The sequence below is a fragment of the Comamonas squillarum genome, from assembly GCF_025309455.1.
In the GTDB taxonomy this organism is placed as follows: domain Bacteria; phylum Pseudomonadota; class Gammaproteobacteria; order Burkholderiales; family Burkholderiaceae_C; genus Comamonas; species Comamonas squillarum.
Map to the genome: position 1 here is coordinate 2767501 of NZ_CP104377.1, position 18823 is coordinate 2786323.

The 18823-nt window shown below is 62.8% G+C and carries 12 protein-coding genes, 2 tRNA genes and 2 rRNA genes (1 of these 16 cut by a window edge); 9 read left to right on the plus strand and 7 right to left on the minus strand.

What is annotated here, in order from left to right:
- The 4 genes from N4T19_RS12785 to N4T19_RS12800 form a co-directional block, all read right to left on the minus strand.
- Window positions 1-952, minus strand: a 23S ribosomal RNA gene (locus N4T19_RS12785) (it extends 1927 nt beyond the left edge of the window).
- A 387-nt stretch (window positions 953-1339) separates the two neighbouring features.
- Window positions 1340-1415, minus strand: a tRNA-Ala gene (locus N4T19_RS12790).
- A 148-nt stretch (window positions 1416-1563) separates the two neighbouring features.
- A tRNA-Ile gene (locus N4T19_RS12795) sits at window positions 1564-1640 on the minus strand.
- Window positions 1641-1807: 167 nt separating this feature from the next.
- Window positions 1808-3336: ribosomal RNA gene (locus N4T19_RS12800) — 16S ribosomal RNA — on the minus strand.
- Together the 16S and 23S rRNA genes with 2 tRNA genes alongside form the textbook arrangement of a ribosomal RNA operon.
- 545 nt (window positions 3337-3881) lie before the next feature.
- Here N4T19_RS12800 and N4T19_RS12805 point away from each other — a divergent pair.
- The gene (locus tag N4T19_RS12805) at window positions 3882-5804 is read left to right on the plus strand and encodes an ATP-binding cassette domain-containing protein (protein WP_260718223.1); all 1923 of its coding nucleotides are present in this window, start codon (window positions 3882-3884) and stop codon (window positions 5802-5804) included.
- A 40-nt stretch (window positions 5805-5844) separates the two neighbouring features.
- On the opposite strand, the gene N4T19_RS12810 is transcribed toward N4T19_RS12805, so the two are convergent.
- The gene (locus tag N4T19_RS12810; RefSeq protein ID WP_116927848.1) at window positions 5845-7311 is read right to left on the minus strand and encodes an aminotransferase-like domain-containing protein; all 1467 of its coding nucleotides are present in this window, start codon (window positions 7309-7311) and stop codon (window positions 5845-5847) included.
- 236 nt (window positions 7312-7547) lie between these two features.
- Here N4T19_RS12810 and N4T19_RS12815 point away from each other — a divergent pair, with 236 nt between their 5' ends.
- The 7 genes from N4T19_RS12815 (at window position 7548) to N4T19_RS12845 (ending at window position 13965) form a co-directional block, all read left to right on the plus strand.
- On the plus strand, window positions 7548-8144 hold the full coding sequence (locus tag N4T19_RS12815; protein ID WP_116927847.1) for a LysE family translocator: 597 nt from the start codon (window positions 7548-7550) through the stop codon (window positions 8142-8144).
- A 266-nt stretch (window positions 8145-8410) separates the two neighbouring features.
- Window positions 8411-9598, plus strand: a complete 1188-nt coding sequence (locus N4T19_RS12820) for an aminotransferase-like domain-containing protein (protein WP_182343648.1) — start codon at window positions 8411-8413, stop codon at window positions 9596-9598.
- 111 nt (window positions 9599-9709) lie between these two features.
- Window positions 9710-10351: a glutathione S-transferase gene (locus N4T19_RS12825; RefSeq protein ID WP_182343651.1), complete on the plus strand. Its 642-nt coding sequence runs from the start codon at window positions 9710-9712 to the stop codon at window positions 10349-10351.
- 78 nt (window positions 10352-10429) lie between these two features.
- Window positions 10430-11314 (plus strand): PhzF family phenazine biosynthesis protein, encoded by an 885-nt coding sequence (locus N4T19_RS12830; protein ID WP_260718224.1) that lies wholly within the window; start codon window positions 10430-10432, stop codon window positions 11312-11314.
- 22 nt (window positions 11315-11336) lie between these two features.
- Window positions 11337-12275, plus strand: a complete 939-nt coding sequence (locus N4T19_RS12835) for a PhzF family phenazine biosynthesis protein (protein ID WP_260718225.1) — start codon at window positions 11337-11339, stop codon at window positions 12273-12275.
- Window positions 12272-12964, plus strand: a complete 693-nt coding sequence (locus tag N4T19_RS12840) for a VOC family protein (protein WP_260718226.1) — start codon at window positions 12272-12274, stop codon at window positions 12962-12964. Before N4T19_RS12835 ends, N4T19_RS12840 begins: the two co-directional genes overlap by 4 nt.
- A 32-nt stretch (window positions 12965-12996) precedes the next feature.
- Entirely contained in the window at window positions 12997-13965 is a 969-nt protein-coding gene (locus tag N4T19_RS12845) for a threonine dehydratase (protein WP_260718227.1), read from the plus strand.
- Window positions 13966-13982: 17 nt separating this feature from the next.
- Here N4T19_RS12845 and N4T19_RS12850 read toward each other — a convergent pair whose 3' ends face one another.
- Together N4T19_RS12850 and N4T19_RS12855 are read right to left on the minus strand one after the other, a co-directional pair.
- The gene (locus N4T19_RS12850; RefSeq protein ID WP_182343660.1) at window positions 13983-14828 is read right to left on the minus strand and encodes a creatininase family protein; all 846 of its coding nucleotides are present in this window, start codon (window positions 14826-14828) and stop codon (window positions 13983-13985) included.
- A 69-nt stretch (window positions 14829-14897) separates the two neighbouring features.
- Window positions 14898-16886: a sigma-54-dependent Fis family transcriptional regulator gene (locus N4T19_RS12855; RefSeq protein ID WP_260718228.1), complete on the minus strand. Its 1989-nt coding sequence runs from the start codon at window positions 16884-16886 to the stop codon at window positions 14898-14900.
- A gap of 295 nt (window positions 16887-17181) precedes the next feature.
- Here N4T19_RS12855 and exaC point away from each other — a divergent pair, with 295 nt between their 5' ends.
- Complete coding sequence (exaC, locus tag N4T19_RS12860; protein ID WP_116926383.1) at window positions 17182-18702, plus strand: acetaldehyde dehydrogenase ExaC; 1521 nt, start codon at window positions 17182-17184, stop codon at window positions 18700-18702.
- The last annotated feature ends 121 nt before the right edge of the window (window positions 18703-18823 follow it).

Below are 18823 nucleotides of genomic sequence, written 5' to 3' on the forward strand. Positions count from 1 at the left end.
TTAGCACCCGGTGCTCTGTCTCCCAAGCTGTACTCTGCGGTATTCGGAGTTTGCATAGGTTTGGTAAGTCGCCATGACCCCCTAGCCTAAACAGTGCTCTACCCCCGCAGGTAATACTTGAGGCACTACCTAAATAGTTTTCGGAGAGAACCAGCTATTTCCAAGTTTGTTTAGCCTTTCACCCCTATCCACAGCTCATCCCCTAGTTTTGCAACACTAGTGGGTTCGGACCTCCAGTACCTGTTACGGCACCTTCATCCTGGCCATGGATAGATCACTTGGTTTCGGGTCTACACCCAGCGACTTGTCGCCCTATTCGGACTCGATTTCTCTACGCCTTCCCTATTCGGTTAAGCTTGCCACTGAATGTAAGTCGCTGACCCATTATACAAAAGGTACGCCGTCACCCCTAAGGGCTCCGACTTTTTGTAAGCATGCGGTTTCAGGATCTATTTCACTCCCCTCCCGGGGTTCTTTTCGCCTTTCCCTCACGGTACTTGTTCACTATCGGTCGATGATGAGTATTTAGCCTTGGAGGATGGTCCCCCCATATTCAGACAGGGTTTCTCGTGCCCCGCCCTACTTGTCTGCAGCCTAGTACCACCAATGCGTTTTCACATACGGGGCTATCACCCACTATGGCCGGACTTTCCATTCCGTTTTGTTAACACACTGACTATCACTGCAAGGCTCTTCCGAATTCGCTCGCCACTACTATCGGAATCTCGGTTGATGTCTTTTCCTCTGGGTACTTAGATGTTTCAGTTCTCCAGGTTCGCTTCGACAACCTATGTATTCAGTTGCCGATACCTATTGCTAGGTGGGTTCCCCCATTCAGAAATCTCCGGATCAAAGTTTATTTGCCAACTCCCCGAAGCTTATCGCAGGCTATCACGTCTTTCGTCGCCTATCATCGCCAAGGCATCCACCACATGCTCTTAGTCACTTGACCCTATAACTTTGACATCTATCTCTAGATCTCAAGCTCAAGAACCCAAGCAACTGCTTTGCGAGGTCTCTCACCTCGCGCGTTATGCCGTAATGTGAATATCTTTGCTGTAGACCCGGTCGCCCAGATCCACATTCTTGAAGAATATTCGTCATTACTGAATAAAATTGCTCTCGCAAAGTTTCATTCGTTTTGACGCAATCAAATTGTTGCTGGTGGCACGGTCTGCACTAAACCTTTACGAATGTGCAGTTTCCACCAGCAACGCTGATTTTCGACTCTATGAATTTTTAAAGAACAGCCGTTTGATCCGGGAATCCGGAATCAACAACAAAACAGTCTCTTGCGAAACCGCTTTGGTGTTGAGTGATAAGTTATCAGTAAAAGTATTGGTGGAGGATGACGGGATCGAACCGACGACCCCCTGCTTGCAAAGCAGGTGCTCTCCCAGCTGAGCTAATCCCCCTGATTGCCTATAGCCGGCGCATTGCTTCGTTGCCCGCTGCTCACACACATCAGTGTGCTTCGCACCAGACGCCTCGCACTGCTTGGCTCTAGTCAATCATCGACTAACTAAAGCGGCATAAGCTCAACCTCTAATCCGTTGGAATCTATGGTGGGTCTAGTTGGGCTCGAACCAACGACCCCTGCGTTATCAACACAGTGCTCTAACCAGCTGAGCTACAGACCCATTCCACGCAGCTAACTCTTGTGAGCTAGCCACCTGGCTTGTGTTCCAACAACCGATAAGTGTGGGCGTTCAATCTTGATTGCTTTTTTGGCTCCTGCCGTGCCGATGGCACTTAACTTTGTTTGCACAAAGTTAGCATCCACCGAAACAGCGAAGCTGTTTTCCAGAAAGGAGGTGATCCAGCCGCACCTTCCGATACGGCTACCTTGTTACGACTTCACCCCAGTCACGAACCCCGCCGTGGTAAGCGCCCTCCTTACGGTTAGGCTACCTACTTCTGGCGAGACCCGCTCCCATGGTGTGACGGGCGGTGTGTACAAGACCCGGGAACGTATTCACCGTGACATTCTGATCCACGATTACTAGCGATTCCGACTTCACGCAGTCGAGTTGCAGACTGCGATCCGGACTACGACTGGCTTTATGGGATTAGCTCCCCCTCGCGGGTTGGCAACCCTTTGTACCAGCCATTGTATGACGTGTGTAGCCCCACCTATAAGGGCCATGAGGACTTGACGTCATCCCCACCTTCCTCCGGTTTGTCACCGGCAGTCCCATTAGAGTGCCCTTTCGTAGCAACTAATGGCAAGGGTTGCGCTCGTTGCGGGACTTAACCCAACATCTCACGACACGAGCTGACGACAGCCATGCAGCACCTGTGTTACGGTTCTCTTTCGAGCACATGTCCATCTCTGGTCACTTCCGTACATGTCAAAGGTGGGTAAGGTTTTTCGCGTTGCATCGAATTAAACCACATCATCCACCGCTTGTGCGGGTCCCCGTCAATTCCTTTGAGTTTCAACCTTGCGGCCGTACTCCCCAGGCGGTCAACTTCACGCGTTAGCTTCGTTACTGAGAAAGTTAATTCCCAACAACCAGTTGACATCGTTTAGGGCGTGGACTACCAGGGTATCTAATCCTGTTTGCTCCCCACGCTTTCGTGCATGAGCGTCAGTACAGGTCCAGGGGATTGCCTTCGCCATCGGTGTTCCTCCGCATATCTACGCATTTCACTGCTACACGCGGAATTCCATCCCCCTCTACCGTACTCTAGCTATGCAGTCACAAAGGCCGTTCCCAGGTTGAGCCCGGGGATTTCACCTCTGTCTTACATAACCGCCTGCGCACGCTTTACGCCCAGTAATTCCGATTAACGCTCGCACCCTACGTATTACCGCGGCTGCTGGCACGTAGTTAGCCGGTGCTTATTCTTACGGTACCGTCATCACTCTCCTTTATTAGAAGAGAGCTTTTCGTTCCGTACAAAAGTAGTTTACAACCCGAGGGCCTTCATCCTACACGCGGCATTGCTGGATCAGGCTTTCGCCCATTGTCCAAAATTCCCCACTGCTGCCTCCCGTAGGAGTCTGGGCCGTGTCTCAGTCCCAGTGTGGCTGGTCGTCCTCTCAGACCAGCTACAGATCGTCGGCTTGGTAAGCTTTTATCCCACCAACTACCTAATCTGCCATCAGCCGCTCTAGTAGCGCAAGGCCCGAAGGTCCCCTGCTTTCATCCTTAGATCTCATGCGGTATTAGCTACTCTTTCGAGTAGTTATCCCCCACTACTAGGCACGTTCCGATGTGTTACTCACCCGTTCGCCACTCGTCAGCATCCGAAGACCTGTTACCGTTCGACTTGCATGTGTAAAGCATGCCGCCAGCGTTCAATCTGAGCCAGGATCAAACTCTATAGTTCGATCTTGAATTTAAAGTCTCTCGACTACTCACTCACTTGACGGAATAAAAAAGATCCTAAGATCTTCATCATTACTGTTTAAAGTGAGCGCTTGTTTTGCTCCGAAGAACATATGGCAATCGCCACCAAACGCCCACGCTTATCGGCTGTTAATTTTTAAAGACCTGACCCAAGAGCCTCAACCCTTAGATCCCCTTCGCCGCGATCAGCGAAGCCTTGTATTGTAGCACAGCTTTTTGAACTGTTTGACAAAGTTTTTAGCGTTTCCGCCAGACCCCTTGTCAGCACCTCAAAAAAACAAACCTTGCGAACCGCCCTCTTTCGAGTCTGGCAGCTTTGCAAGGCATCGTGCTGTCGATAGACGCTATTGTATAGGCGTTTTCCCGAGGCGTCACGCAGTTGGCGAAAATTTCTGATTGGACAGCATCTGCATGACCTACCGATGACGGCCCGAAGCCATGGTAGCCCCTGCAGACGGGCCGCGGCCAGGGCCGATCTCCCTGCAACCAGGGCCCGGTTGGCGCGCACCCGATAATGGCGCCAACATGGCATTGATTACCTTATTAGACGCGCAACTGGCCTTTGGCCACGTTGCCTTACTGGACCACGCTGACTTCGCCCTGGAGTCCCAGGAGCGGGTTGGCCTCATTGGCCGCAATGGCGCAGGCAAGTCCTCGCTGCTGAAGATTCTGGCAGGCATGGAGAAGGCCGATGACGGCAATCTGCAATTGCAGAACGGCTTGCGCATCGCCTATGTGGCCCAGGAACCCAACCTGAACCTGGCGCACACGGTCTTTGAAGCGGCCTCTGACGGCCTCGCGGAAGTGACCGCCATCCGTGACCGCTACTTTGCCGCCGAAGACGGCGAGGACCTGGATGCACTGCAGTCCCAGATCGAGGCCTTTGATGCCTGGAACTGGGAGCAGCGCGTGGAAGAAACCCTGCAGCGCCTGCACCTGGACCCACAAGCGGTCGTCGGCAACCTCTCAGGCGGTGTGAAAAAGCGCGTGGCGCTGGCCCAGGCCCTGGTGCTGCGCCCCGATGTACTGTTTCTCGACGAGCCGACCAACCACCTGGATCTGGACTCCATCGCCTGGCTGGAGGACCTGCTCAAGGAGTTCAAGGGCAGCATCATTACTATTACCCACGATCGCTCCTTTCTGGATGCGGTCGCGACCCGCATTGTCGAGCTGGACCGTGGCCAGCTGCGCAGCTACCCCGGCAACTTTGCGCAGTACGTCGTGCAAAAGCAGGAGCAGTTGGCGCAAGAGTCGGTGATCAATGCCAAGGCCGACAAACTGCTGGCCCAGGAAGAGATCTGGATCCGCAAGGGCGTCGAAGCCCGCCGCACGCGCAGCCAGAGCCGGATCGAGCGGCTCAAGGTGATGCGCAACGAGCATGCCGCACGCCGCACCGCCCAGGGCAGTGTGAAGATGGACATTGCCTCGGGCACGGGCAGCGCCTACCAGGGCAAGATCGTTGCCGAGCTGACCGATGTCAGCAAGCGTTTTGGCGACCGGACCATTGTGCGCAACTTCAGCACCACGGTGCTGCGCGGCGACAAGATCGGTCTGCTCGGCCCCAATGGCGCGGGCAAAACCACCTTGCTGAAGATGATTCTGGGCGAGCTGGCCGCAGACAGCGGCACGATCCGCCAGGGCGCCAACCTGCAGGTGGCCTATTTTGACCAGATGCGCGATGCCATCAATCTGGATGCGACCCTGGAGGACTTCATCAGCCCGGGCAGCGAATGGATCGAGATCGGCAACCAGCGCAAGCATGTCAAAAGCTACCTGAGCGACTTTCTGTTCTCACCCGCACGTGCGCACTCGCCGGTGCGTTCCCTGTCGGGTGGCGAGCGTAACCGCTTGCTGCTGGCCCGCTTGTTTGCCCGCCCCGCCAATGTGCTGGTGCTCGATGAACCCACCAATGACCTGGATATCGACACCCTGGACCTGCTGGAAGACCTGCTGCAGCAGTACGACGGCACGGTCTTCCTCGTCAGCCATGACCGGACCTTTTTGGACAACGTCGTCACCAGCATCATCGCCGCCGAAGGCGATGGCCATTGGCGCGAGTACGAGGGCTCGGTGCAGGACTGGCTGATCCAGTCACGCCGCTCGCGTGAGATTGCCGAGCAGCGCGATGCTGCGCAAGCCAGCAAGCTGGCCAAAGAGAGCAAGGCCGGCGCCGCCGCCCCCGCGCCAGCGCCAGCGCCCGCTGCAACAGCCGTGCCCAGCGCACAGCCCAAGCGCAAGCTGAGTTACAAGGACCAGCGCGACCTGGACACCTTGCCCGCCCGCATTGCCGAGCTGGAGGCCGAGCAAAAGGACATCCAGGCCAAGCTGGCCGATGGCAGCCTCTACACCAAGGACTATGGCCAGGCGATGCAGTTGCAGCAGCGCGATGCCGCCATTGAAGAGCAGCTGCTTGAAGCATTGATGCGCTGGGAAGAGCTGGCCAGCTGATCCGGCGCCGCGCTGTGCCTTTGAACAGGTTCTTAGCGATTCAGCGCGGCATGGACTCGGCCTGCGCAAACTCCGCGCGCACCCGCTGGTAAACCCGCCAGAAGCTCGGGTCCTGCGTGCAGGCATAGTTGATGCGCATCAGCGTGGACGGCTGGCGGCTCGCATGAAAGAGGCTGCCTGGCGCAATCAGGTAGTTTTCATCGAGCATGCGCTGGGCCAGCACCTCGGTATCCATGCCTGTATCGACCCAGCCGAACATGCCTGCGGGCTCGGTGACAAAGCGGCAACCAGCCTCCAGCGCCAGCGGCACGCTGTGCTTGCGCGCCTGCACCAGGTGGCTGCGCATGCGCTCGATATGGCGCCGCAGCTGGCCGTTTTCCATACACAGCGCCATCGCGCGCTCCATCAGCGCCGGGCTGGTCAAGGTCGAAAGCAGCTTGGTGTCCAGCATGCGGTCCACCAGATCGGGTGGCGCCGCCATATAACCCACGCGCCAGTTGGGCGCCAGAATCTTGGCAAAGCCGCTCACATAGATGCTGCGCTTCAAGCCATCGAGCACGCTGAGCCGCGTGGCATGCTCGGGGGCAATATGGCTGTAAGTATCGTCCTCGACGATGTAGAAATTGAAGGCCTGCGCCAGTTGCAGCACCTGGTGGGCGGCTGCCGGGTGCAGGCTGTAGCTGGTGGGGTTGTGCAGCACGCTGACGCTGACATAGAGCTTGGGCGCATGGGTTTCGCAGAAATGGCGCATGACGGCCAGATCCGGGCCATCGGGCCCGCGCGGCACCGGCAGCACCTGCATGCCCAGCGCCGCAAGCCGGGCAAACTCCACCGACCAGCCCGGCTCCTCGACCATCACCGCATCACCGGCTCTCAGCAAGGTGCGGCTGACAATGTCCAGGCCCTGGGTCGCGCCCATCGTGGTCATCACCTGCTCCAACGCCACCGGCAAGCCCAGCGCCTTGAGGCGATCGGCCAGCAGCGTGCGCAGCAGTTCATCGCCCATCGGCGCGCCGTAGCTCCAGTGCATGGCATGCAGCGCGTCCGAGCCCACGACCTTGCGCAGCGCCGATTGCAAAAACTGGTTCTGCAGCCATTCGGGCGGGAACATGCCCGCCCCCGGCTGCGGGTGCGTGGCCTTGTGCATCATGCCCCGGATCAGCGAGGTCGCATTGATGCGGGCAGAGGCCGCCGGCAGCGACAGCGACACCGCATCCTTCAAGGTCTTGTCCTTGGCCGCAGGTGCAGCGGATGGCGCGGTGACCACGGCCTTGGCCACATAGTCACGCACATAAAAGCCGCGCTGGCGGCGCGCCTCCACCAAGCCCTGGGCCTGCAGCAAGTCATAGGCCGCGACCACGGTATAGGGGCTGACGCTTTGCTGGGCAGCGCAGGCCCGCACCGACGGCAGCCGCGCGCCGGCCGGCAGCAGGCGCGAGCGAATGCGTTCGGCAAAGCGCGCCGCCAGTTGCTCGGTCAGGGTATGGGTGGTATCGCGGGTCAGCATGGCAAAAGAGTGAGATGTACTGGTTTTGGCACCAATACAGTTCATGGTATTGATTTTCTGTCTGTACTGTAACTGTATTGCTATCAGCGCTACATTATTTTTTGGCAAGCCTGCCCCCGAGGCCCAGACTGTCCCCGCCGCAACCGGCCTGCGCCCTCGCTCTGCGGGAATGCTGCAGCGGCAGGGCATGATGGGATCCCCCAAGGGCCGTAGATACGATCACCATGACAACGACCATGACCGCCGTAGAGTTCAGCGCATTTCTGGTACTGGCCACGGCCATGAGCTTTACCCCCGGACCCAACACCACGATGGCGGCTGCCATGGGCGCCAACTGGGGGCTCAAACCCGCGATGCGCTTTGTCTGGGGCGTGCCCCTGGGCTGGGGCGCCCTGCTGCTGCTTTGCGCCAGCGGCGTTGGTGCGCTGGTCATGGCGGCGCCCGCCCTCAAAGGCGCCATCAAGGCCGTCGGCATTGTCTACCTGGTCTGGCTGGCCTACAAACTCAGCCGCAGCGGCCGGTTGGCTGAGGCCCAAAACGGCCATCTGCTCGGTTTTTGGCAGGCCGTGGGCTTGCAATTCGTCAACGTCAAGGCCTGGTTGTTGGCGCTGGCCATTGTCGCGGGCTGGATTGTCGGCTTTCAGGATGCGCTGACGCGCCTGGCCATCGTGCTGCCGGTGATGCTGTTTTACGCCTTTGCTAGCAACTTTCTCTATGCCTCCGTTGGCGCGCTGCTGCGCAGCTGGCTGGCCCAGGGCCAGCGCCTGCTGTGGTTCAACCGGGCGATGGCCCTGATCCTGGTGCTGACCGCAGCCTGGATGATCAAGGCCTGAAGCCCGCAAGAAACAAAGCCTGTGCCACCACCCACAAGCCCACCGCTAGACGGACAATCAAAGCCCTACTGGCAGGCCCGAGATGAGGCCTGCCCCTGCAAACCAACCAACATGCAGGCCAAAAGCCTGCCGGCAGAGGCCGCCCGCCGTGTGCCATCCCAGACGCCCGGCCCCTGCCAATACGCCAACCCCAAGGTGGCTCTGCGCTGCATCCACCCCGGCCAGGGCGCTGTCGCCCCGGCTACCTGTAATGAGATGAGGAAATGATGACGAACTGGACCCTGGCCAAACGCGCCGCCAGCATGAACCCCTCGGTGATCCGCGAGATCCTGAAAGTGACCGAGAAGCCCGGCATCATCAGCCTGGCCGGTGGCTTGCCCTCCCCCAAGACCTTCCCGATCGCGGCCTTCAAGGAAGCGGCGGACAAGGTGCTGCTGCAAGACGGCGCCTCTGCGCTGCAATACGCCGCCAGCGAAGGCTATGCGCCGTTGCGCGAGTTTGTGGCCCAGCAGCTGCCCTGGGACGTCAGCCCCGACCAGGTGCTGATCACCACCGGCTCCCAACAGGGCCTGGATTTGATGGGCAAGATCCTGCTCGACGAGGGCAGCCGCCTGCTGGTGGAGACCCCCACCTATCTGGGCGCGCTGCAGGCCTTCTCCCCCCAGCAACCCCAGGTGGTGGGGGTGGACAGCGATGACCAGGGCGTGATCCCCGACGACCTGGTGCGCAAAGCCGGAGAAGGCGCGGACAAGGCACGCATGGTCTACCTGCTGCCCAACTTCCAGAACCCGACCGGCCGCAGCATGGACGACGCCCGCCGCCAGGCCGTGGTGGACCGCCTGGCCACATTAGGCATTCCGTTTCTGGAAGACAACCCCTATGGCGACCTCTGGTACGACCAGGCGCCCCCTGCCCCGCTGACCGCCCGCAACCCCGAGGGCGGCGTGTACCTGGGCTCCTTCTCCAAGGTGCTGGCACCCGGCCTGCGCCTGGGTTATGTGGTGGCGCCCAAGGCCGTCTACACCAAGCTGCTGCAGGCCAAGCAGGCGGCCGATCTGCACACGCCCACCTTCAACCAGCGCATGGTGGCCGAGGTGGTGCAAAGCGGCTTTCTGGACCAGCATGTGCCCACCATCCGCACGCTCTACAAAAAGCAGCGCGATGCGATGCTGGCCGCGCTGGCTGAACATTTCGCGGACCTGGATGTGCAGTGGACCACGCCGACGGGCGGCATGTTCCTCTGGCTGCGCATGCCCGAAGGCATTGATACCGTCGCCATGCTGCCCGCCGCCGTCGAGCGCAATGTGGCCTATGTGCCCGGCAGCGCCTTCTATGCCAGCCAGCCCGACAACCGCACGATGCGCCTGTCTTATGTAACGGCCTCGGAAGAGCAGATCCATATTGCGATCCGGGCGCTGGCTGATACGGTGCGTGCCGCGCTGGCAGCGCGATAAGCCAGCTGGCCTGATCGCCAGAGCGCCAGTCCGCATGGCAGGCACTCTGGCCACACCACCACCACGCAGCCCGCCTGTGCGCGGGCCGCGCGCCAATACCAAGGAAGAGACATGCTGAAAATCTGGGGCCGCATCAGCTCGATCAATGTGCGCAAGGCCGTCTGGGCCGCGCAGGAAGTGGGCGTTGCGTTTGAGCGCATAGACACCGGCGGCAAGTTTGGCGGCACGCAGACGCCGGAGTTTCTGGCCCGCAACCCCAATGCGATGGTACCGGCCATCGAAGACGGCGAAGGCGCCATGCGGCTGACCCTGTTCGAGTCCAATGTGATCGTGCGCTACCTCTGCGCCCGCTACGCGCCCGGCGTGCTCTACCCGGCAGCGCTGGCCCAGCGCTTTGATGCCGAGCGCTGGATGGACTGGCAGCAAACGACGATGAACCCCGCCGGGCGCGATGCGTTTATCCAGCTCATCCGCACCGCCCCCGCGCAGCGCGATGCGCCAAAGATCGCCGCCTCCATCGCCGCAATGGAGCCCTTGCTGCAGCTGCTGGACCGGCATCTGGCCAGCCAGCCCTATCTGCAAGGCGCACAGTTCGGCATGGCCGATATCCCCGTCGCCTGCGAGGTGCACCGCTGGTGGAACCTGCCCGCCGCCGCCTACCAGCGGCCCCACTACCCACATGTGGAGCGCTGGTTTGCCGCGATGCTGGCCCGCCCGGCCAGCCGGGGCGTGTTGGATATCACGATCGAATAAGCGCCGCCCAGCCCGCTCCCCGCACCGCGCCAAAACGGCTCGCCCCACCATTTGTTGACATCCCAAGACCCAACCACCATGCAGCCACGCCGCTTTGCCCAGCTCGATGTATTTGCCGACCATGCCCTGCAAGGCAATGCGCTGGCCGTGGTGCTCGATGGCGAGGGCCTCAGCGCCGCGGCGATGCTGAACTTTGCGCGCTGGACCAACCTGTCCGAAACTACCTTTGTGCTGCCGCCCACGGCCGAGGGGGCCGACGGTGGCGCCGATTACCGCTTGCGCATCTTTACCCCGGCGGGCGAGCTGGCCTTTGCCGGCCACCCAACCCTGGGCAGCTGCCAGGCCTGGCTCAACGCCGGCGGCACACCGCGCCAAGCGCAGCGGGTGGTGCAGGAATGCGCCAAAGGCCTGGTCAGCATCCAACGCTCGGCTGCTGCCGGATTGGAGGGCCTGGCCTTTGCCGCGCCACCGCTGCAGCGCAGCGAGGTACCCGCCGGTGTGCAGGCGCAGGTGCTGGCCGCCCTGGCACTGCAGGCCGATGACCTGGTCGCCGCGCAGTGGCTGGACAATGGATCACGCTGGATGGGTTTGCTGATGCGCGATATAGAGGTGCTACCCCGCGCCCAGCCCAACGCGGCCGCGCTGCGGGCCCTGGGCATCAAGGCCGGCCTCTGCGCCCTCCACCGGCCCTGCAGCGGCACGATTGCGGCAGAACCTGTGCTGGAAGTGCGCGGCATCACCTTGACCGCTTACGGCATTGCCGAAGACCCGGCCACCGGCAGCCTCAATGCCAGCCTGGCCCAGTGGCTCAGCGCAGCCGGCCATATCGCTCTGCCCTACTGCGTGCAGCAAGGGGCGGCGATCGGCCGCGCGGGCCGCATGCGCCTGGTCGCCGATGCGCAGGGCCAGATCTGGGTGCAGGGGCGGGTACACAGCGTGGTCACCGGCCACGTCGTTCTCTGAATACCGAAGAAAGGAAGCTCTTATGCGTACACGCGCCTTTATGCAGGTCGATGTGTTTTCCGAAACCGCCTACCGTGGCAACCCGCTGGCCGTGGTGCTCGAAGGCGAGGGCCTGAGCGACGAGGCCATGCAGGCCTTTGCCCGCTGGACCAATCTGTCCGAAACCACCTTTTTGCTGCCACCCACACCCGAGGGCCGCGCCCAGGGGGCGGACTACCGGGTGCGCATCTTCACCCCCGGCGGCGAGCTGCCTTTTGCCGGCCACCCGACCTTGGGCAGTTGCCACGCCTGGCTCGCAGCCGGCGGCCAGCCGCAGCAGACCGGCCGCATTGTGCAGGAATGCGCCAAGGGCCTGGTGCCCTTGCAGCAAGACGCGCGCAATGGCCGGCTGGCCTTTGCCGCACCCTCGCTCAGCCGCAGCGCCATCAGCGCTGCCGAGCTGGCCCCGGTGCTGCAGGCCATCGGGCTGCAGGCAGACCAGGTGCTGGCCCAGCAAAAGCTGGACAACGGCCCCGTGTTCTGGGCCTTGCTGCTGGACGACCCCGACACCGTGCTTGCGATCCAGCCTGATCTGGCGGCGCTGCATGGCCTGGGCATGGAAGTGGCCGTGGCCGCGCTGTACCCGCAAGCGGGCAAGGCACTGATCGGCCGCGCCAGCCGCGAGGCGCGTGCGTTTGACGGCGCCACGGGCCAGGCCAGCCGCCCACCGGAGGCCGATATCGAGGTGCGCGTCTGGTTCAACACCGGCACCAGCCTCAGCGAAGACCCGATCACCGGCAGCCTCAACGCCAGCCTGGCCCAGTGGCTGCTGGCCGAGGGCCATCTGCAGGCCCCCTATGTCGCCAGCCAGGGCATCAACCTGGACCGCAGCGGCATCGTCAACATCGCGCAGGATGCGGCAGGCCAAGTCTGGGTAGGCGGCCATATCTCCGCAGGCATCCAGGGCGAGGTGCTGCTGTGAACGGCGCCGGACTGGACCACCTGGTTGTCATGGCCGCCAGCCTGGACGAAGGCCTGGCCTGGTGCGAGGCGAGCTTGGGCGTGACGCCTGATGCGGGCGGCCAGCATGCCTTCATGGGCACCCACAACCGCCTGCTGCGCATCAGCAGCCCGGCCTTTGCAGCGAGTTACCTGGAGATCATCGCGATCGACCCGCAAGGCCAGGCGCCTGGCGGCCATCGCCGCTGGTTTGACATGGACGATGCCGCGCTGCAGGCCCAGGTGCGCAGCCAGGGGCCGCAGCTGACCCACTGGGTCGCGCGCGTCAGCGGCATAGCACAAGCGACCGAGGCCTTGCGCGCCCTGGGCTATGGCGCCGGCACGCCCCAGGCCGCCAGCCGGCAAACGCCCCGGGGCCTGCTGGCCTGGCAAATTGGCCTGCGCCCCGATGGCCAGCGCCTGCTCCAAGGCCTGCTGCCCACCTTGATTGAATGGGGAGACCAGCACCCGGAAGCCAGCATGGCGGATAAAGGCGTTGCACTGCTGCAGCTGCAGCTGTTGCACCCCGATGCAGCGGCCCTGCACGCCGCGCTGCAGGCAATAGGCCTGGGCAGCCACCCCGCCTTACAGGTGGCCCAAGCGCCCACCCCTGCGCTGGTCGCGCATTTGCACACGCCCAAGGGGCTGGTGCAGCTGCGCAGCCGTCTCTGACCCGCTCTTCAACGCACCCTTTTTTCTGATCTATGCAAGCCATCTCCCTGCCCAGCCTCGCCGAAATCGAGGCCGCCTCCCGCATCGTCTACCGTGAGTTCCAGGCCACGCCGCAGTACCGCTGGCAGCTGCTGGGCGAACGCCTGGGGGCCGAGTGCTGGCTCAAGCACGAGAACCACACGCCCGTCGGCGCGTTCAAGATCCGGGGCGGTCTGTCTTACTTTGCACAGATGGCAGCGCGCGGCACCCTGCCCGCGCAGGTGATCAGCGCCACGCGCGGCAACCATGGCCAGAGCATTGCCTGGGCTGCGCGCAGCCATGGCGTGCGCTGCACCATCGTCGTGCCCCATGGCAACTCGGTCGAGAAGAACATGGCGATGCGCTCGCTGGGCGCCGAGCTGATCGAGCACGGAGAGGACTTCCAGGCCGCCCGCGAGCATGCGATGGCGCTGGCCGAGCACAGCGGCGCCCACATGGTGCCCAGCTACCACCCGGACCTGGTCAGTGGCGTCAGCACCTACTGGTGGGAATTTTTGCGCGCCGTGCCGCATTTGCAGACCGTCTATGTGCCCATTGGCCTGGGCTCGGGCGCCTGCGCCGCCGTGGCGGCCAAGCTGGCCTTGCAGCACCCGGTGCGCATTGTCGGCGTGATCAGCACAGGCGCCACCACCTACCGTGATTCCATCGCCGCCGGTGAAGTGGTCGAAGCCGTGGTTAGCACCGAGATTGCCGACGGCATGGCCGTGCGCCGCGCTGACCCTATGGCCCTGCCGGTGCTGCGCCAGCACCTGGACCACCTGGTGGCCGTCAGCGACGACGAGGTGCGCGCAGCGATGCGCTTCCTGTTTACCGACACCCACAATGTGGCCGAAGGCGCCGGTGCCGGCGCCCTGGCCGCCGCGCTGCAGGAGCGCGAACAGATCACCGGCCAGACCGTGGGCCTGGCGCTGACCGGCGGCAATGTCGATGCGGCCGTGTTCAGCGAGGTGCTGCGGGGTTGATCCTCAGCGGGTAGCCATCAGCGCGGCGGCACCGTCCACGCCAGCTGGTGGATCTCCTGCAGCAGCAAGGCCAGTTGCTGGGCCGCTGCCTCGACCACCGCCCGGCCTTTGTCTGCCGTGGCGCCCGCGGCATTGCCAACGGCGCCGCAGGGGTTGTAGTCTTCCATCGCCCAGCCCATCTTGGCGCTCTTGCCATTGCCCACAATCGCAAAGCGCCGCGCCCGGTCCTGCGACGTGGAATGGAAGCAACCCGCCTGCGCCATGTCCACCTGCGCGGGTGCAAGGTGCAGCATCATCGAGGTTTCCACCTCGCCGCCATGGATGCCAAAGCGGTGCTCCTCAGCGCTGAACAGGCCTGTCACTTCAGCGGGCAACGGCAGGCCGCCCCAGCTGCTGCTGTAGACCAGCATGCCATGGGCGATGCGCAGCTCGCGCGCGACGATATCCATCACCGCCACCTGCCCGCCATGGGTGTTGAACATCAGCAGCTTGCGGATACCCGCACGCGCCACCGCCTGGCCCAGCGCCGTCCACAGGTCGATGATGAGCTTGGGCGGCAAGCTCAAGGTGCCGGGAAAGTTCAGGTGCTCGGTGCTCAGGCCAATGTTCTGCGCCGGCAGCACCAGCACGGGCACATCGGGTGGCAGCAGCGGCATGGCCGCCGCCACAATGCCTTGCAGCAAGGTGGCATCGACAGAGACTGGCAAATGCGGGCCATGCTGCTCCACCGCACCGACGGGCAGCACCGCCACCGTGCTGGCCGCCAGGCCGCTGGTCTGCGCCTGGGCAAATTCGCGCGTGCTGATATCGGCCCACCAGCGCGAAGACCAGGTGGCGACAGCAGGGTTTTCAGAGGCGGGCATGGGCATTCCAACAAACAGGCGGCACACCATGTGCCGGCGCAGCAGCTATCTTAGGCCATGCAGCTAAGCCTAAGCCGTCTTGAGCCGGCGGTACAGGGTCTGCCGGCTGATGCCCAGCAGCTTGGCCGCCTGTGATACATTGCCCCGGCACTGCTGCAGCATCTGCGCAATGGCGGTGTGCGAGAGGGTTTTCAGATCGGTGGCCGGCAGGCTGGGTGGCTGCGCTTGCGCGGCCAAAGCGGCTACCGCCATCGGCGCGCCCTCGCGGTAGCGCAGCAGCTCCTGCGCCAGATCGTCGGAGAGCTGCGACCAGCCAATCGTGTCCTCGCCGGGCAGCAACAGCGCCGATGCGGTCTGCAGCGCGTTGGCGTACTCGCGCAGATTGCCGGGCCAGGGGTAGTGCGCCATTGCAAAGGCCAGATCAGGATGCAGCCGTACCGGCTGGCTGGGGTTGAACTGGTCCAGCAAGCGGCGGGTGATGGCCTCGCGGTCGCTGCGCTCGCGCAGCGCGGGCAGCTGCAAGGCCAGGCCGTTGATACGGTAGAACAGATCGGCCCGAAAGCGCCCCTGCGCCACCGCCTCGCGCAGCTGGTGGTGGGTGGCACAGACCAGCGCAAAATCGAGCTGCTGGGCCTTGCCGCCGCCCAACGGCGTGATGCTGCGCTCCTGCAGCACACGCAGCAAACGGGTTTGCAGCGCCAGCGGCATATCGCCAATTTCATCGAGGAAAAGCGTGCCGCCCTGGGCCTCGCGCAAGCGGCCCAGTTGGCCATCGCGCCGGGCGCCGGTGAAAGCCCCGGACTCGTAGCCAAACAGCTCGGCCTCGATCAAATGCTCCGGAATCGCCGCGCAATTGATGGCCACAAAAGGCGCGGCATGGCGTGCGCTGCTGTCGTGCAGCGCGCGCGCAAACAGCTCCTTGCCTACGCCCGATTCGCCCTGCACCAGCAAGGCAATGCCCTTGCCCCAGGTGCGCCGCCCGCGCTCGGCCGCAGCGCGCCAGCCCGGGTCACCGGTGTCCAGCCGGGTCAGCGCATCGGGCGCCGCTGGCTGGGGCACGGCCACGAGCGGCGCCCGGCCCGCGCGATCGCCTGGCAGCGCGGGCGGTGCAGCGCCCACCGGCGTGGCGTGTGATGCCTGAGGCAGCACCAGGCGCGCAAACACGCTGCGGCCGGTGTGCAGGGCCGCCAGATGCAGGCGCTCGGTCTGGGTATGGCCCCGGGCCAGCCAGTCGCGCAGCGGCATCGCGCTGATGTCGTCCCAGTGCAGATGGCCCCAGTCGGCCGCGGCAATCTTGAGGCTTTGCATGGCGGTGCGGTTGCCGCCCAGCAGCAAACCATCGGGCGTCAGCGCCAGAATGCCTTCGGCGGCGGTACCCACCCCTTCGGCCTGGGTGTGGAAATGCATGCGCCAGTCGCGCTGGTGGCGTGCCAGCAGCCAGCGGTTTTCGATCATGCGGGCAGCGGTGGTGGCCAGCCCCAAGGTATGGGCCTGGGCCAGGCGCTGGTCGCCAGAGATATCGAGCACGCCCAGCAGCTGGCCCTGGGCGCTGAAGATGGGCGAGGCTGCGCAGTTCAAAAAACTGTTGGCCTCCAGAAAGTGCTCCGCGCCTTCGACGCGCAGCGGCGTGGCTTCCACCAGCGCCGTGCCAATCGCATTCGTGCCGCGCGCCTCTTCGGTCCAGATCGCGCCACTGCGCAACGCCACGCGCTCGGCCTTGTTCAGAAAAGGGGCGTCACCCAAGGTGTGCAGCAGGGTGCTTTGGGCGTTGGCCAGGATGACCATGCTGTGGCTGTCCTGGATCTGCTCGAACACATAGTCCATCACCGGCCGGGCAATGGCCAGCAGGTCTTCGCTGCGCGTGAGCACCTGGCGCATTTCGGAGCCGGTGAGCGGATCGCCGCAAGACACCCGGCCGACTGGCTGTACCCCTGCGCGCAGGCTGCGTTGCCAGGAGCTGGCAATGCGCGCCTGCACCGCCCCGGGCGGGCATTCACCATGTGCCAACAAATGCACCCGTGCCTGGCGCAGCACCTGGGAGGTGATCTGGGGATCCATGTTGTCTCCTTGCAAGCCTGTCTGCGCAGGCCCATGGGGACAGTATAGGAAAGCGGCCGCACGGAGTCGCCGTGAATAGCCATGCCGCTGTCCGACTGTTCCAGATTGGAACACCTGCATTGTCCGGCGCTGTTCCAACGCCAGCCATCGCGGCCAGCGGGACTGATACAAATCAAGCACTTGGCACGCAATCGGGCCTGGCATGCATCTTGATATCTCAGGTGTGACTCGTGCCTTTTCCTGCTGGCATCCGGCACGAATCAGCTTGCGATATCCATTTCCAAGGAGACACACCATGCAATACGTATTTCCCGGCCAATCGGGCGCCAAGATCAGCTACAAAAAGCAGTACAACAACTTCATTGGCGGCCAGTGGAAGGCGCCGGTCAAGGGCCAGTACTTTGATGTGATCTCGCCGATCAACGGCCAGGTCTACACACAGGCCGCACGCTCGACCGCCGAAGATGTGGAGCTGGCACTGGATGCCGCCCATGCCGCGGCCGATGCCTGGGGCAAGAAATCAGCCACCGAGCGCTCCAATGTGCTGCTGCAGATTGCCGAGCGCATCGACGCCAATACCGAACTGCTGGCCTACGCCGAAACGGTGGACAACGGCAAGGCGATCCGCGAGACGCTCAATGCCGACATTCCGCTGTCGGCCGACCACTTCCGCTACTTTGCCGGCGCGCTGCGGGCGCAGGAAGGCGGCATCAGCGAGATTGACAACACGACGGTGGCCTACCATTACCACGAGCCGCTGGGCGTTGTGGGCCAGATCATTCCCTGGAACTTCCCCATCCTGATGGCTGCCTGGAAACTGGCCCCCGCCATTGCTGCGGGCAACTGCGTGGTGCTCAAGCCCGCAGAATCCACCCCCATCAGCCTGCTGATCCTCATCGAGTTGATCGAAGACCTGCTGCCCGCCGGCGTGCTTAACGTGGTCAACGGCTATGGCCGTGAGGCCGGCATGCCGCTGGCCAACAGCAAGCGCATCGCCAAGATTGCCTTTACCGGCTCGACCAGCACCGGCCGCGTCATCGCCCAGGCCGCTGCCAACAACCTGATTCCAGCCACCTTGGAGCTGGGCGGCAAGTCGCCCAATGTGTTCTTTGCCGATGTGATGGACCAGGACGATGCCTTCCTCGACAAGGCGATCGAAGGCCTGGTGCTGTTTGCCTTCAACCAGGGCGAGGTCTGCACCTGCCCCAGCCGCGCGCTGATCCATGAGTCCATCTATGACCGCTTCATGGAAAAAGTGCTCAAGCGCATTGCCGCCATCAAGCATGGCAACCCGCTGGACACCGACAGCATGATGGGCGCGCAGGCCAGCAAGGAGCAGCTGATCAAGATCAGCAGCTACCTGGACCTGGGCCGCCAGGAAGGCGCTGAAGTGCTGATCGGTGGCGCCGAAGCCAAGCTAGGAGGTGACCTGGACGGCGGCTACTATGTGCAGCCCACGGTGTTCAAGGGCCACAACAAGATGCGCATCTTCCAGGAAGAAATCTTTGGCCCGGTGTTGGCCGTCACCACCTTCAAGACCGAAGAAGAAGCGCTGGAGCTGGCCAACGATACGCTGTACGGCCTGGGCGCAGGTGTGTGGACGCGCAATGGCAACCTGGCCTACCGCATGGGCCGCGCGATCAAGGCCGGCCGCGTCTGGACCAACTGCTACCACCACTACCCCGCGCATGCCGCCTTTGGCGGTTACAAAGAGTCCGGCATCGGCCGTGAGAACCACAAGATGATGCTCAACCACTACCAGCAGACCAAGAATCTGTTGGTGTCCTACTCCGAAAACAAGCTGGGCTTCTTCTAATAGACAGGGTATGCAGGGCGGTGTGCCCGACCCAGGCTGCCTCAGCAGTCAGGGCTGGGGCCACGCACACCGCCTGTGCAACACCACCCATTCCCGCCGGCATGGCACCTGCCTTGCCCAC